The organism is Gordonia sp. NPDC003425, assembly GCF_053588635.1.
Genome location: NZ_JBSFQI010000001.1, coordinates 313,519 through 326,912, shown reverse-complemented (window position 1 = coordinate 326,912; position 13,394 = coordinate 313,519). Strand labels below are relative to the sequence as shown.

Sequence of the window (13,394 nt, the reverse complement as noted above, 5' to 3'; positions counted from 1 at the left end):
CCAGGCCGTCGGCCCGGATTGGGCTGCCGCCGTGAGTTATCCACAGATGACGGCAGATACCCGGTGGGGTGACTACTGCTTGGGGTCGCCGCCCGAGTCGTCGTCGCTTCCGCGGTCGGACTCGGGTTGCGCGCCGTCATCGGTGGCGCTCTCGGAGGTGTCGGAGGTGTCGGGCGCCGGTGTGTCCGAGCGCGCCGCCCGCTCGTCGGCGAGGGTTTGTTCGAGTTCGGCGATCGGATCGTCGAATGTGCTGACGTCGCCGCCGATCACCCGGTCGATGAAACCGGCCGGCTGATCGAGATCCTCGCCGTCGGGCATCAGATCGGGGTGTGCCCACACTCCGTCTCGGGTGGCCACGTCGCCCGCCTCGAGCAGCGAGCGCCACAGCGCCGAGGCCTCGCGGACCTTGCGCGGGCGCAATTCGAGCCCGACGAGGGTGGCAAAGGTCTGCTCGGCCGGACCGCCGGATGCGCGTCGGCGGCGCATCGTCTCGGTGAGCGCCGGGGTGCTCGGAATCCGATCGGAAAGAGCTTGGGAGACCACCTGTTCCACCCACCCCTCGATCAGCGCGAGCAGCGTCTCCAGCCGGTTGAGGGCAGCCTTCTGCTCCGGGGTGGTGGTCGGCTCGAACGACGCCGACGAACTCATCAGTTCCTCGAGTTTCGACGGGTCGGAGAACAACTGGGCCGGATCGATACCGCTGGTGAGGTCGGTGATACCGGAGAAGTCGATGGAGATTCCGCGCGCGTACTCCTCCACCGTGGACAGCAGCCGCTGACGCAGCCACGGCACGTGGGTGAACAGGCGCACGTGGGCGGCCTCGCGGGCGGCGAGAAAGACGACGATCTCCTGTGCCGGCTGTTCGAGCCCGTCGGCGAAGGTGGCGATGGCCTCGGGCAACAGCACCGCCTCTCCCTCGGGGGCGAGTGGCAGTCCGATGTCGGTGGAGGTGAGGACCTCCTTGGCGAGCTGACCGAGTCCCTGACCCAACTGGGTGCCGAACGCCATCCCGCTCATCTGGGTGAGCATGCCCATCATCGGCCCGGCGAACTGCGCCGCCTCGGCCGGCAGACTGCTCTCCCAGGTGCGCGAAAGCTGTTGCGCCACCGGGTTGCACAGACCCTTCCAGGTGGGCATGGTCTGCTCGAGCCATTGCACCGGGGTCCAGGCGACGGCCTTGCGGACCCCCGACGGCAGCGTCGTGGCCTCGTCGAGCCACACCTCGGCCAGCCGGACGGCGTCGGCGACGGCGTTGTTCTCCTTCTCGAGCACCGGGGTGAAGTTGCCGATCTGCTGACGTGCCAGATTGGCGGCGAGTTCGTAGTTGACCGGCCCGGCCGCAGCGCCGCCACCGCCGAAGCCGAACGACCCACCCGAACCCATGCCGCTGAACATGCTGCCGAGTTGGGTGAACATCTGGCCCAGCGCGGCAGGGTCGAACGACGCGGGGTCGAAACCCTCACCGCCGAGCGCGAAGCCGAAGGGATTCTGATCGCCGGCACCGCCGCCGCCGGGGTTCTCGCCGCCCGAGCCACCGCGCTTCTTGTCACGGTCGTCACCGTCGTCGCCGCCGGGGGACGGTGAGAAACCGAAGGGCAAATCAGTCATGACTCCACGGTACCGCCCAGATGTCGGCGCGACGGCGCGTCGACGTTCGCCTTGAGCGTAGCGCGCTCAACCAGGTGTGGCGGCATCGTCGCCCACGTCGATTATGGTGGTCGGAATGACAGGGCACGCATGGACGGCGCAGCCCCATTTCCGTCGCATCGCGACCATCGCCGTCACCACACTGCTGCTTCTCACGCTCATTGTGCTCGGCACCACCGTCCAGGTGCCCTACGTGGCGCTGGGACCGGGTCCCACGGTGAACACCCTCGGCACCCTCGACGGCAAACCGGTCGTCGACATCCAGGGCGCGACCACCGATCCCACCACCGGCAACCTGAATCTGACCACCGTGTCGGTCAACGACGGCCTCACACTGTTCGAGACGCTGCGGTACTGGATGTCGGGTACCTACACCGTGCAGCCGCGCGAGCAGCTGTTCCCGCCGGATCAGACCACCGAGCAGGTCCGCGAACAGAATCAGCAGGAGATGTCGGGGTCGGAGAGCACGGCGACGGCCGCCGCGCTGCGCTACCTGAACCGTCCCACCAAGCTGGTGGTGGAGTCGGTGGCCGACGACGGGCCGTCGGCGAAGGTGCTGCGACCCGGCGATCAGCTGCTGCGGGTGGCCGGCACCGAGGTGTCGACTTCCGAACAGATGCAAGAGGCCGTCCGCAAGCAGAAGCCCGGCGCGGAGATCCCGATGGAGATCATCAGGGATGGCGGGCCGCAGTCGGTCACGGTCACCGCGGGTGCCCGACCCGACGACAAGAACGTCGCCTACGTCGGTGTGACGCCGGAGGTGGTCAACGCCGACCCCTCGCTGCGGATCAGCTACAACGTGGGCGACATCGGCGGTCCGTCCGCCGGACTGATGCTCTCACTCGCGGTGGTGGACCGGCTCAGCACCGGTGAACTGACCCGCGGCAAGTTCATCGCCGGAACCGGCACCATCGCCGACGACGGTGAGGTGGGACCGATCGGCGGCATCACCCACAAGACACGTGCGGCGCGCGACGCGGGTGCGACGGTGTTCCTGGTGCCGGCGGCCAACTGTGCCGAGGCCACGTCCGACGCCCCCGACGGCCTGCAACTGGTCAAGGTCGACACGATCAACTCGGCGGTGTCCGCACTCGACGACGTGACCGCCGGGCGTTCGGCCCCCCACTGCTGACCAACCCGGCGCGGGCTGTCAGTCGCCGTCGAGGGTCGCGGCGACCGCCTCCTGCAGGGTGGCGGCGAGTTGCGGATGGGTGAGTACCTTCATCGGCGCCGCATCGTCCTCGGTGGAGTCGGGTTGCAACCGCATCAGCGCCATGCGCGGTCCAGCGCGCAACGCGCCGACGGCGACACGTGCGACGCGGCTTTCCGGATGTGCCCGGGCAGCGGTGCGGGCGGCCGACTCGGCGGCAGCGGGATCGCCGAGCAGCGGCTCGAACGCCGAGTCCAGGTCGGATTCGGCGTCGGGAGGAAGCACCACGATCTCGAGCACCAGTGCGGCGCCGGCGACCACCGGCGGCCAGGACGTGGTCGCCAGGACCTCCTCCAACTGCGCGTACGGCTCATCCCCGCCGGCCACGTCGAGCGGCTCCTGCGCGATGGGGCTCAGCGCCGACTCGTCGTCGGGATCGACCAGTTCGGGGTGCTCGGCGGTGAGAAAGGCCGTGGGCACCAGCGCGAACAACTCCGGCGGCCGATTCCAGCCGAGCGGATCGGCGTAGTCGAGGATGTCGCGCAACGCCCTGCCGAGATCATCGCTGCCCAGGGGTACGTCGGTGTGGGAGTCGGTCACCGACCCCATCATGCCCGCCGGTTGGTGCTGCGCTCACCCCACGCCGGGAACCGACCGCTCGTCGTCGGCGTTGTGAGTGCGTCAGAGTTGCACGGGCGTAGCGCGAGGTTTACGGACGTGGCGCGAGGTTCACGGCGCGGCGAGGTCTCCGAGCGGCTGCCAGTAGAGTGGTGGCCACTGTCGCGCCTCGAAGCAGGTGTGATCCGACCGGGCATGCCCGGAATGAGCGTTTTGGAGAGTGGATAGGTGGGCGTTCGCGGGCCGGCTGGCATGCCGACACTGTCGCGCAGGAGCAAGATCGCCATCGGTGTGGGCGTCGCGGTGCTGGTGCTGCTGTTGGTGGGGCCCCGGCTGGTCGGCATCATCACCGACTGGCTGTGGTTCTCCGACCTGGGCTACACCCGGGTGTTCTCGACCATCATGTGGACCCGGGTGGTGCTGTTCGTCATCGCCGGAATCGTCACCGGCCTCATCATCTTCGGTGCCATCGCGCTGGCCTACCGGTCGCGCCCGGTGTTCGTGCCCGCCAGCGGACCCAACGATCCGCTGGCCCGCTACCGCGCCTCGATCATGGGGCATCTGCGCTGGTACGCCTTGGTTCCCCCGATCATCATCGGTCTGATCTTCGCCCTCGTCGCCCAGGGATCGTGGGCCACGGTGCAGACATTCCTGCACAGCACCGACTTCGGCCAGCGCGACCCGCAGTTCGGTCTCGACGTCGGCTTCTACGCCTTCGACCTGCCGTTCTATCGATTCCTGCTCAATCTGCTGTTCGTCATCGTGGTGATCGCGTTTTTCGCGAACCTCGTCACCCACTACCTGTTCGGCGGCATCCGTCTCGGCGGCGGCGGCAACACCATCACCAATTCGGCCCGCATCCAGCTCGCCGTGCTCGCCGGTACGTTTCTTCTGCTCAAAGCCGTGTCGTACTGGTTCGACCGCTATTCGCTGCTGTCGAGTCAGCGCAAACAGGAGATCTTCACCGGCGCGAGTTACACCGACATCAATGCGGTGCTGCCGTCCAAATTGATTCTGATGGTGGTCGCGATCATCTGCGCCGTGGCCTTCTTCGCGGGCGCGGTGCTGCGTGATCTGCGTATCCCGGCACTGGCCACCGTGCTCATGCTGTTCACCGCGCTGGTGATGGGCATCTTCTGGCCGCTGGGCATGGAGCAGTTCTCGGTGAAGCCCAACGCCGCGCAGAAGGAGCTGGAATACATCCAGCGCAACATGGACGCCACGTCGCGCGCCTACGGCATCGTCGACGGCAAAGACGTGGTCTATGAACGCAACTGGACCCAGCAGCCGGCCGATCCGGTGGCGGTGAACAACGATGCGGCGACGCTGTCGAACATCCGCATTCTTGATCCCAACGTGATCGAGCCCGCGTTCACCCAGCGTCAGAAGCTCAAGAACTTCTATGGATTCCCGACGCAGCTGGCCGTGGACCGGTACACCGTCGACGGGCAGCAGCGCGACTTCATCGTCGCCGCACGCGAGATCGATCCGAGCAAGTTCGATGCGAACCAGCAGAACTGGATCAACAAGCACACCGTGTTCACACACGGCAACGGGTTCATCGCCGCGCAGGCCAACACCGTCGACGAGGCGTCGTCGGATGCCGAGAGCGATCGCGGTGGCCTGCCGGTGTTCGCGGTGAGCGACCTGGAGAACTACCAGACGCCCGAGTACAAGGCGAATGCCCCGATCAGGGTGACCCAGCCTCGCATCTACTTCGGCGAGATGATCGCCAAGGTCGATCCGGACTACGCGATCGTGGGTTCGGTGGACGGAGACCGCGAGTACGACCTGGACGGCAAGAACTACACCTACGACGCCGATTCGGGTGTCTCCCTGGGCAACTGGTTCAACAGGGTGCTGTATTCGATCAAGTACACCGAGCGCAACATCCTCCTGTCGAACGCCATCAACCCGAACTCGCGGATCATCTACAACCGCGACCCCCGCGACCGCGTGAAGAAGGTGGCGCCCTGGCTGACGGTGGATTCCAAGACATATCCGGCGGTGATGGCCGACGGCTCGATCAAGTGGATCGTCGACGGGTACACCACCCTGGCGACCTACCCGTACGCGCAGCGGATGTCGTTGCAGGACGCCACATCTGATGCGCAGGACCTCAATCGCGGGCAGACCGGCCGCAGTCAGGTCAACAAGCAGGTGTCCTACGTCCGCAACTCGGTGAAGGCCACTGTCGACGCGTACACCGGCAAGGTCGAGCTCTATCAGTTCGATGAGTCCGATCCCGTACTCAAGACGTGGATGAAGGTGTTCCCCGGAACGGTCAAGTCGCACGCCGAGTTCGAGCGGCAGTCCGACCTGAAGTCGCACGTGCGCTATCCCGAGGATCTGTTCAAGATCCAGCGCACCCTGCTCTCGCGGTACCACGTTTCCGATCCGGGAACGTTCTTCCGTAGCAACGATTTCTGGTCGATTCCGAGCGACCCGACCAAGGACGACGCGACGCAGCAGGGGCTGAGCCAGCCGCCGTACTACTTCACCGCCGCGGCACCGGGTGGTACCGCGTCGCAGTTCCAGTTGACGACGGTGATGAACGGCTTCAACAGCCGATTCCTCGCCGCGTACATGACGGCGTCGTCCGATCCGGAGGACTACGGCAAGATCACCGTGAAGACGCTGCCCACCACCAAGCAGACCGTGGGTCCGCAGCAGGCGCAGGAGAACATGAAGAGCTCCGGCCCGGTTGCCTCGGATCGCAAGCAGGTGGAGGACACCACCAAGGTGACCTACGGCAACCTGCTCACGCTGCCGGTGGGGCAGAACGGTGTGCTCTACGTGGAGCCGATGTACACGCAGTCCAAGACGGATGATTCCGCGATCCCCAAGCTCTATCGAGTGCTGGTGTACTACAACGCGGCCACCAACCAGGCCCGGGTGGGTTACGCGGCGACGGTGGCCGACGCCCTCAACCAGGTGGGTATCAATCCCTCGGAGGTCACCGCACCCGAGAGTGGACCGGCGTCGGTGGGTGACGACGGGCAGCCCGTGTTGGCGCCACCGGTGCAACCAGAGCAGAACGGTGATCAGCAGTCGTCGCCACAGCGCGACGCGGCGGTGAAGGAGATCGGCGCCGCCCTCGAAGCGTTGAAGGACGCGCAGAGCAAGGGCGACTTCAAGGCCTACGGTGACGCACTCGACCGGCTGAACAAGGCAGTCCAGCAATACGAGGCGCTGCCCGCGTCGAACTGATCGAGGTGCGCCGGCGGCCCTCGGGGTCGCTCAGATGCGTCAGCCCCGGTAACGGTCGAGGTAGCGCCGCGTCTCGGCGGGCGTGTTGTCGGGCAGGACCGGGCTGTGGTGGTGCCGATGGGTCAGCGTCATCATGATCGCCACGGCGCCGGCGAAGGCCCCGACCATCAACAGCCCGCAGACGACGGCAGGCGCAGTGTGGCCGGTTGCCATCGATATCAGCCAGAGCGCGGCGAGAGCGAACCCGCCGAGCATCAGCAGGAACGCGACGACGCTCATCGGGTGGTTGCCGTGACTCTCGTGAGGGGAATGGTGTTTGGCTGACATGGCATGACTCCTCATCCGTGACCTTGATGCAGGTAGTGTAACTCGACTGTGATGCAAATCACACGATTTTGGATTCTCCATGGTCTACCCGGATGAATACCGGTGCGCTTCATCGCGCCAGGAATGCTGTCGCCTCGCACCGGGAATCATCACGGTCGTGCCACCTGGGGTTTCGGATATGGCACACCAATAACGTGACAATGACTGATGATTCATTGCGGACGGCGGCGTCGGAGGATTGTGAATCCAATTGATCGACGACCGGTGACGTACGGCGGTAGTGGGTGCCGACGGCGGGCCGATCGGACGTGAGGTGCGTCACCGTCAGCTTGGAATCGGTCCAGATCGGAGCCATCTGCGCAGCTCAGGGCTGTGAAAGTGATGGATTTGCAACTGCGCCGAACGTCCCTGTAACGTGGTGTTCACCAACGCGGGGTGGAGCAGCTCGGTAGCTCGCTGGGCTCATAACCCAGAGGTCGCAGGTTCAAATCCTGTCCCCGCTACCACTATTGGAGAACTCCAACCGGTGCCCGATATCCAAGGGTCCGGTTGGAGTTTTTCTCGTTTCTGGTAGCCCTCAGCTGAGCTGCGATGATCTGGCCCGTCTCGGCGGCGTACCCGGTGGGGGATCGAGAGGCACGCCAATCGCCGCACGAGCGACCACGAAACGCCGCGAATTTTCGATTAGACGGATTTGCATTTTGTTGAGATAATTCCGTTCACAATAAGTGCAGCGCATGCGTTGTCGGTGGGGCCACGCGCGGGGGGATTTCGACATCGTGCGGGGTTTTCGCTGGCCACGGGGGACATGTGCTGCGGTTCTGAGGGGGACCAGTATGGCCAAGCACACCGTGGTGAAGTATGTCGACGATCTCGACGGCAAGGAACTCACCGAAGCCGTTACCGTCGCATTTGGCCTCAACGGTAAATCGTATGAATTCGACACCTCGCCGGCACATGCCCGCGAATTCGAGCGCGCTCTGGAACGCTACGTCGCGGTATCTCGTATTTCTGCGCCGCGGCAGCGGGGTACTCGACCGTCCAAACGCGCTCAACCCCACACCCAGGCCATCCGCGCGTGGGCGAGGGACAACGGTTACGAGATCAGTGACCGGGGCCGCATCTCCGCGGAGATCGTCTCCGCGTTCGAGAACGCGCAGTAGTTCGCCCACCCCCGACGTCGCTTCGCTCGTCGGGTTCGTCACCCGGGCGGCGGGGTCTACCGTGGAGTGCATGGCCACCGACAAGTCGATCCATGACCGCATCAGCGCACTGATCGGTGAAGAACACGATCTGCGCGCGAAACTCGAGCGCCGCGAGATCACTCCCGACGAGGAGCACAAGCGCCTCGGCGAGATCGAGGTCGCCCTGGACCAGGCGTGGGATCTGCTCCGCCAACGACAGGCCAAGCGCGACGCGGGCCTCGACCCCAATGACGCTGCGACGCGCCCGGCGGGCGTGGTGGAGAAGTACCTCGACTGAGCCGCATCACCCGCCCGTTTCGCGTCCGCTCGTCGCGCTGTGGTGACCGTCCGTCGCAGACCCCCTGAACCGGGTCCGCTCGGGTACTCGCATCGCTAGTGTCAACCACACCACGCAGGCGCATTCGTGAGGAAGGCGTCACGACGAAATACGAGGGCGCATCGATGGGGATTTACGACGACACCTTCCGCCGCAGCATCGACGAGCGCGAGTCGTTCTGGCTGGAAGCGGCCGCAGAGGTCGAGTGGACGCATCCGCCGTCGATCGCGCTCGACGACTCCGATGCGCCGATCTACCGGTGGTTTCCCGACGGCCGGCTCAACACCTGCCACAACGCACTCGACCGGCACGTCGACGCCGGACACGGCGATCGGGTGGCCTTGATCTGGGACTCGGCGATGGTGGGGGAGATCCGCGAGTACACCTACGCCGAGTTGCTCGACGAGGTGTCCCGATTCGCCGATGTGCTCGCCCGCGCGGGTGTGTCGCACGGCGACCGGGTGATCGTCTACATGCCGATGATTCCTGAGGCGGCAATCGCGATGCTGGCCTGCGCCCGGATCGGTGCGGTGCATTCGGTGGTGTTCGGCGGCTTCGCGGCACCGGAGCTGGCCACGCGCATCGACGATGCCCGGCCGGTGGCATTGGTCACGGCGTCGGGCGGCCTGGAGCCCGGTCGCGCCGTGGAGTACCTGCCGATGGTTGCCCGGGCACTCGAACTCGCGGCGGAACCTCCCGCAACGGTGGTGGTGAAGGATCGTCCGCAGGTCGCCGGGTCCGCGGCCGACCACGCCGCACCGGGCACCGACGCGACGTCGGCGGTGCGCTGGCTGGACTGGGATACCGAGATGGAGACCGCACGGCCGGTGCCGCCGGTGCCGGTGGCCGCGACAGATCCCCTCTACATCCTCTACACGTCGGGCACCACCGGAAAACCCAAGGGTGTGGTCCGCGACAACGGCGGGCATGCGGTGGCGCTCACCTGGTCGATGCGCAACATCTACGCCATCGGCCCGGCCGCCGGGAGCGTAGCGAGCGGGGCCAAGTCCCGGGGCGACATCTGGTGGACGGCTTCGGATGTGGGGTGGGTGGTGGGCCACTCGTACATCGTCTACGGCCCGCTGCTGGTGGGGGCCACCACGGTGATGTACGAGGGCAAACCGGTGGGCACCCCGGATGCGGGGGCGTTCTGGCGTGTCATCGCCGAGCATCGGGTGAACGCGTTGTTCACCGCGCCCACCGCGATTCGCGCCATCCGCAAGGCCGATCCGGACGCCACACTGCTCGCCCAGTTCGACGTCTCGTCGCTGCGTGCGTTGTTCGCGGCCGGTGAGCGGCTCGACCCCGACACGTTCGAGTGGGCCAGCGAGGTGCTCGGCATCCCGGTGATCGATCACTGGTGGCAGACCGAGACCGGGTGGGCCATCGCGGCCAATCTGCGGGGACTCGAACCGATGCCGATCAAGGCCGGTTCGCCCACTGTGCCGGTGCCCGGTTACCGCGTCGGCATCGTCGACGCGTCGGGCACCCACGTGGGCGCCGACGTCGAGGGCAACATCGTGATCGAACTCCCGTTGCCGCCGGGCACCCTGGCCGGGCTGTGGCAGGACGAGGATCGTTTCCGCAGTTCGTATCTCGCCGCGTTTCCCGGCTATTACCTCACCGGCGACTCGGGCTACATCGACTCGGACGGGTACGTGTTCGTTCTCGGCCGCTCCGACGATGTGATCAATGTCGCCGGACACCGGTTGTCCACCGGGAGCATCGAGGCCGTGGTGGCCTCGCATCCTGCGGTGGCCGAGTGCGCGGTGATCGGCATCCACGACGACCTGAAGGGTCAGCGCCCCAGCGGCTACGTGGTACTCAAGGCCGGCGTCGACATCGAACCCGACGCCCTGCGCGCCGAACTCGTTGCCTTGGTACGCAACGAGATCGGCGCGGTGGCCACCTTCCGTGACGTGACCGTGGTCCCTGCACTGCCCAAGACGCGCTCGGGCAAGATCTTGCGAAAGACGATGCGTCAGATCGCCGATCACGAGGAGTATGCGGTGCCGTCGACCATCGAGGATCCCGATGTGCTCACCGCGCTGGTCCGTCAGATCGGTGGTCGGTCCGACGGGTCGTGACGGCGCGCGTTACGATCGGCTGAGGTGATGGATCTCGCCTGGGGGTCTCGGCTCCCGAACCGCCCACGGGCCCCGGTTCCGGACGGCTGATGGTTCCTGCTCCGATCGACGGAAGGAACTCAGTCGTGGCCCCAGAACCCGATATCCCAGAACCCGATATCCCAGAACCCGACATCTCGCCCGATGTGCCCGTGGCGTCCGGGCTGCCCACCGACCCGGATGCCGAGCGGCCCTTACATTTTCGGCCGGGTGCGCTGGCCTGGGTGTTCGCCGGCGGCATCGTGGGCACCGGCCTGCGATATGTGCTCGAGGAGGCGTTTGCCCCCACGGGTCCCACCGCGTGGCCGTGGGCGACCTTCGGGATCAACCTCGCCGGGGCTTTCGTCTTGGGCGGGCTGCTGGAAGGGCTTGCCCTGTTCGGCGACGACAGCGGCTGGCGCCGCCGGATGCGACTGTTCGCCGGTACCGGGCTGTGCGGGGCGTTCACCACCTACAGCACGTTCGCGCTGGAGACCTCGCTGCTGTCCCATCACGGCGCCACACCCACGGCGGTGGCCTACGCGGTGACGAGCGTGATGCTCGGCATAATCGGCGCGTGGCTCGGGATCGGGGCGGCGGCCGCGCTTCGTCGGGTGCGTCCCGGGGAGGTCGAATGATCGTCGTCGCCATGCTGATCGCCGGCGCGCTCGGTGCCCTCGCGCGGTTCGTCGTCGACGGTTCGGTCAAACGGTGGCGGTCGACGACCTTTCCGTTCGCGACGGTCGGCATCAATCTGTCGGGTTCGTTTCTGCTCGGCGTGCTCGCCGGACTGGTGATCTATCACGCGATTCCCGCAGAGGTGCAGACTGTGGTGGGCACCGGATTCTGTGGCGGTTTCACGACATTCAGCACGGCGAGCTTCGAATCGGTGCGGCTTGCACAGCAGCGGCGGTCGCTGATGTTCGTCGTCAACGTCGCGGGCACACTGGTCGGGTCGGTGGCCGCGTGCGCACTGGGCCTCGTATTGGCCTGGACAATCTGAGAACGGAGAACACCGATGGACAGTGACACCGATGGACAGTGACACAGAAGGGCCGCTGCGACGGCGGGTGGCCGGCCCGCCGCCGCGGGTTGCGCAGCGGGCCAACCTGGTGGTCGGTTGGGACCGGCACCCCTCGAGCCTGGCCGCGATGAGATACGCGGTGATGTTGGCCGCCGCGATCGACGCCCACGTCCACGTGGTGCACATCGTCGACCTCGACGACGCGCCGATCGACCCCGACGTCGCGGACTGGGAGCGCGAGTATCGGGAGAATGTCTCGGCCGAGGCCCGGACCGCGCGTGAGCTTCTCGACGGGCTGGCCGCGTCGTGGACGTATCACAGCGGACATGGTTCCGCCGCAGACCTTCTCGGTGTGGTGGCCGATCGGTACGCGTCGATGATGATCGTGGTCGGCAGCCCGCGTGGTGGGGTGATGTCCTATCTCGACTCCGTGCTGGGGCAGTCGGTGGCGCATCGCCTCATCGGGCGACGCAAGGTGCCGCTGTTGCTGGTGCCCGCCGACACCGAGGTCGAGGGGATCGGCCTGGTGACCCCGGTGCCGCGGTGACCGTTCACTTCAGTTCGGCGCTGCTCTTGTTCAGCACTCGACGTGAGATGATCAGCTGCTGGATCTGCTGTGTGCCCTCGAAGATGTCGAGGATCTTGGAGTCGCGTGCCCACTTCTCCAACAGCAGACGTTCCGAATAGCCCAGTGTCCCTGCGAGTTCGACGGCCTTGTTGGTGATGTCGGTGACGGTGCGTCCCGCCTTGGCCTTCGACATCGATGCCTGCAGCGAGTTGGGCTCCTTGTTGTCGGCCATCCAGGTCGCCCGGATCGTCATCAGATAGGCGGCTTCGTAGTCGGCCTCCATCCGGATGAACTCGGCCGCGGCGGCGGGTTGATCGGCGGCGGGCTTGTCGTAATCGATCTCGATACCCGCCTCCTCCAGAATCCGGCGCAGCTCCTCCAACGCGGCGCGGGCGACGCCCACGGCCATGCCCGCGACCAGCGGCCGGGTGTTGTCGAAGGTCTGCATGACCCCGCCGAAGCCCTTCTTGGTGTCCACCTCGGGCGAACCGAGCAGGTTTTCCTTGGGGATTCGGCAATTGTCGAAACGGATCACGGCGGTGTCGGAGACGCGGATGCCGAGTTTGTGCTCGAGACGCACCACCTCGACCCCGGGATGCTCACGCGGAACCACGAAACTCTTGATGGCGGCGCGTCCGAGGCTCTTGTCCACGGTGGCCCATACCACGATGTGGGTTGCCCGCGATCCGGCGGTGACGAAGATCTTCTCGCCGTTGATCACGTATTCGTCGCCGTCGAGAGTGGCGGTGGTGGACACGGCCGCCGAGTCGGAGCCGAAGCTCGGTTCGGTGATCGCCATCGCTGCCCACACCTTGCCGAAACGCTTGAGCTGATCGTCGGTGGCCACGGCGGCAATCGCCGAATTGCCCAGACCCTGGTACGGCATGCTGAGCGTCAGACCGACGTCGCCCCAACAGGTTTCGATGACATTCATCACCGACTGCATGTTGCCGCCGTTGACGTTCACCCCTGCCGGGGTCTCCTTCTTCTTCTGGCTGCGGCCACCGTCGGCGCCCGCACCGGCCTGGCCGGTCGCGGCGAGCCCGTCGTACAAGCTCGCCAAAGTGTCGAGTTCGACGGGATAGGAGTGCTCGGCGAGGTCGTACTTGCGCGAGATCGGGCGGAAGATCTCCGCTGCGGCCTGGTGGGCCTGATCGATGGTGGGATTGAGTTTGCGTGGAAGCTCGAGATTGATTGCCATGTCAGATGTTCCTCACAGATCGT

General features: G+C 66.1%; 12 protein-coding genes, 1 tRNA gene and 1 riboswitch. Of the genes, 9 read left to right on the top strand and 4 right to left on the bottom strand.

Going from position 1 to position 13,394, the window contains the following annotated elements:
• Positions 1-72 precede the first annotated feature (72 nt).
• Entirely contained in the window at positions 73-1,608 is a 1,536-nt protein-coding gene (locus ACWDTD_RS01665) for a zinc-dependent metalloprotease (protein WP_449745309.1), read from the bottom strand.
• A 115-nt stretch (positions 1,609-1,723) separates the two neighbouring features.
• Here ACWDTD_RS01665 and ACWDTD_RS01660 point away from each other — a divergent pair, with 115 nt between their 5' ends.
• Positions 1,724-2,779: a YlbL family protein gene (locus ACWDTD_RS01660; protein WP_449745308.1), complete on the top strand. Its 1,056-nt coding sequence runs from the start codon at positions 1,724-1,726 to the stop codon at positions 2,777-2,779.
• An 18-nt stretch (positions 2,780-2,797) separates the two neighbouring features.
• Here ACWDTD_RS01660 and ACWDTD_RS01655 read toward each other — a convergent pair whose 3' ends face one another.
• Positions 2,798-3,406, bottom strand: coding sequence for a PPA1309 family protein (locus ACWDTD_RS01655; protein WP_449745481.1), 609 nt, complete (start codon positions 3,404-3,406; stop codon positions 2,798-2,800).
• A 261-nt stretch (positions 3,407-3,667) separates the two neighbouring features.
• Here ACWDTD_RS01655 and ACWDTD_RS01650 point away from each other — a divergent pair, with 261 nt between their 5' ends.
• On the top strand, positions 3,668-6,625 hold the full coding sequence (locus ACWDTD_RS01650; protein WP_449745307.1) for a UPF0182 family protein: 2,958 nt from the start codon (positions 3,668-3,670) through the stop codon (positions 6,623-6,625).
• A 39-nt stretch (positions 6,626-6,664) separates the two neighbouring features.
• Here ACWDTD_RS01650 and ACWDTD_RS01645 read toward each other — a convergent pair whose 3' ends face one another.
• Positions 6,665-6,952, bottom strand: a complete 288-nt coding sequence (locus ACWDTD_RS01645; RefSeq protein WP_449745306.1) for a hypothetical protein — start codon at positions 6,950-6,952, stop codon at positions 6,665-6,667.
• Positions 6,953-7,381: 429 nt separating this feature from the next.
• Here ACWDTD_RS01645 and ACWDTD_RS01640 point away from each other — a divergent pair.
• From ACWDTD_RS01640 to ACWDTD_RS01610, 7 genes are all read left to right on the top strand, one after another.
• Positions 7,382-7,458, top strand: a tRNA-Met gene (locus ACWDTD_RS01640).
• Between the two features lie 330 nt (positions 7,459-7,788).
• Entirely contained in the window at positions 7,789-8,115 is a 327-nt protein-coding gene (locus ACWDTD_RS01635; protein ID WP_449745305.1) for a histone-like nucleoid-structuring protein Lsr2, read from the top strand.
• Positions 8,116-8,185: 70 nt separating this feature from the next.
• Positions 8,186-8,434, top strand: coding sequence for a DUF2630 family protein (locus ACWDTD_RS01630; protein ID WP_449745304.1), 249 nt, complete (start codon positions 8,186-8,188; stop codon positions 8,432-8,434).
• Between the two features lie 164 nt (positions 8,435-8,598).
• Positions 8,599-10,560 carry a propionyl-CoA synthetase gene (locus tag ACWDTD_RS01625; RefSeq protein ID WP_449745303.1) on the top strand — a complete coding sequence of 654 codons (1,962 nt, stop codon included), beginning with the start codon at positions 8,599-8,601 and terminating at the stop codon, positions 10,558-10,560.
• A 14-nt stretch (positions 10,561-10,574) separates the two neighbouring features.
• A riboswitch (Fluoride riboswitch) is annotated at positions 10,575-10,666 on the top strand.
• A gap of 37 nt (positions 10,667-10,703) precedes the next feature.
• Positions 10,704-11,216, top strand: coding sequence for a fluoride efflux transporter FluC (locus ACWDTD_RS01620; protein WP_449745480.1), 513 nt, complete (start codon positions 10,704-10,706; stop codon positions 11,214-11,216).
• A complete protein-coding gene (crcB, locus tag ACWDTD_RS01615; protein WP_449745302.1) occupies positions 11,213-11,581 on the top strand; it encodes a fluoride efflux transporter CrcB in 369 nt (122 codons plus the stop codon). Before ACWDTD_RS01620 ends, crcB begins: the two co-directional genes overlap by 4 nt.
• A gap of 31 nt (positions 11,582-11,612) precedes the next feature.
• Positions 11,613-12,149, top strand: a complete 537-nt coding sequence (locus tag ACWDTD_RS01610) for a universal stress protein (RefSeq protein ID WP_449745301.1) — start codon at positions 11,613-11,615, stop codon at positions 12,147-12,149.
• Positions 12,150-12,153: 4 nt separating this feature from the next.
• Here the strand turns inward: ACWDTD_RS01610 and ACWDTD_RS01605 are convergent, their stop codons facing one another.
• Positions 12,154-13,371: an acyl-CoA dehydrogenase family protein gene (locus ACWDTD_RS01605; protein ID WP_449745300.1), complete on the bottom strand. Its 1,218-nt coding sequence runs from the start codon at positions 13,369-13,371 to the stop codon at positions 12,154-12,156.
• Between the last annotated feature and the right edge of the window lie 23 nt (positions 13,372-13,394).

What these genes read in the sequence shown, in the direction of transcription:
- crcB (WP_449745302.1), top strand. Translation starts at nt 11,213, where the DNA reads ATGATCGTCGTCGCCATGCTGATCGCCGGCGCGCTCGGTGCCCTCGCG.
- ACWDTD_RS01610 (WP_449745301.1), top strand. Translation starts at nt 11,613, where the DNA reads ATGGACAGTGACACAGAAGGGCCGCTGCGACGGCGGGTGGCCGGCCCG.
- ACWDTD_RS01605 (WP_449745300.1), bottom strand. Translation starts at nt 13,371, where the DNA reads ATGGCAATCAATCTCGAGCTTCCACGCAAACTCAATCCCACCATCGAT.
- ACWDTD_RS01660 (WP_449745308.1), top strand. Translation starts at nt 1,724, where the DNA reads ATGACAGGGCACGCATGGACGGCGCAGCCCCATTTCCGTCGCATCGCG.
- ACWDTD_RS01645 (WP_449745306.1), bottom strand. Translation starts at nt 6,952, where the DNA reads ATGTCAGCCAAACACCATTCCCCTCACGAGAGTCACGGCAACCACCCG.
- ACWDTD_RS01655 (WP_449745481.1), bottom strand. Translation starts at nt 3,406, where the DNA reads ATGGGGTCGGTGACCGACTCCCACACCGACGTACCCCTGGGCAGCGAT.
- ACWDTD_RS01625 (WP_449745303.1), top strand. Translation starts at nt 8,599, where the DNA reads ATGGGGATTTACGACGACACCTTCCGCCGCAGCATCGACGAGCGCGAG.
- ACWDTD_RS01630 (WP_449745304.1), top strand. Translation starts at nt 8,186, where the DNA reads ATGGCCACCGACAAGTCGATCCATGACCGCATCAGCGCACTGATCGGT.
- ACWDTD_RS01635 (WP_449745305.1), top strand. Translation starts at nt 7,789, where the DNA reads ATGGCCAAGCACACCGTGGTGAAGTATGTCGACGATCTCGACGGCAAG.
- ACWDTD_RS01650 (WP_449745307.1), top strand. Translation starts at nt 3,668, where the DNA reads ATGCCGACACTGTCGCGCAGGAGCAAGATCGCCATCGGTGTGGGCGTC.
- ACWDTD_RS01665 (WP_449745309.1), bottom strand. Translation starts at nt 1,608, where the DNA reads ATGACTGATTTGCCCTTCGGTTTCTCACCGTCCCCCGGCGGCGACGAC.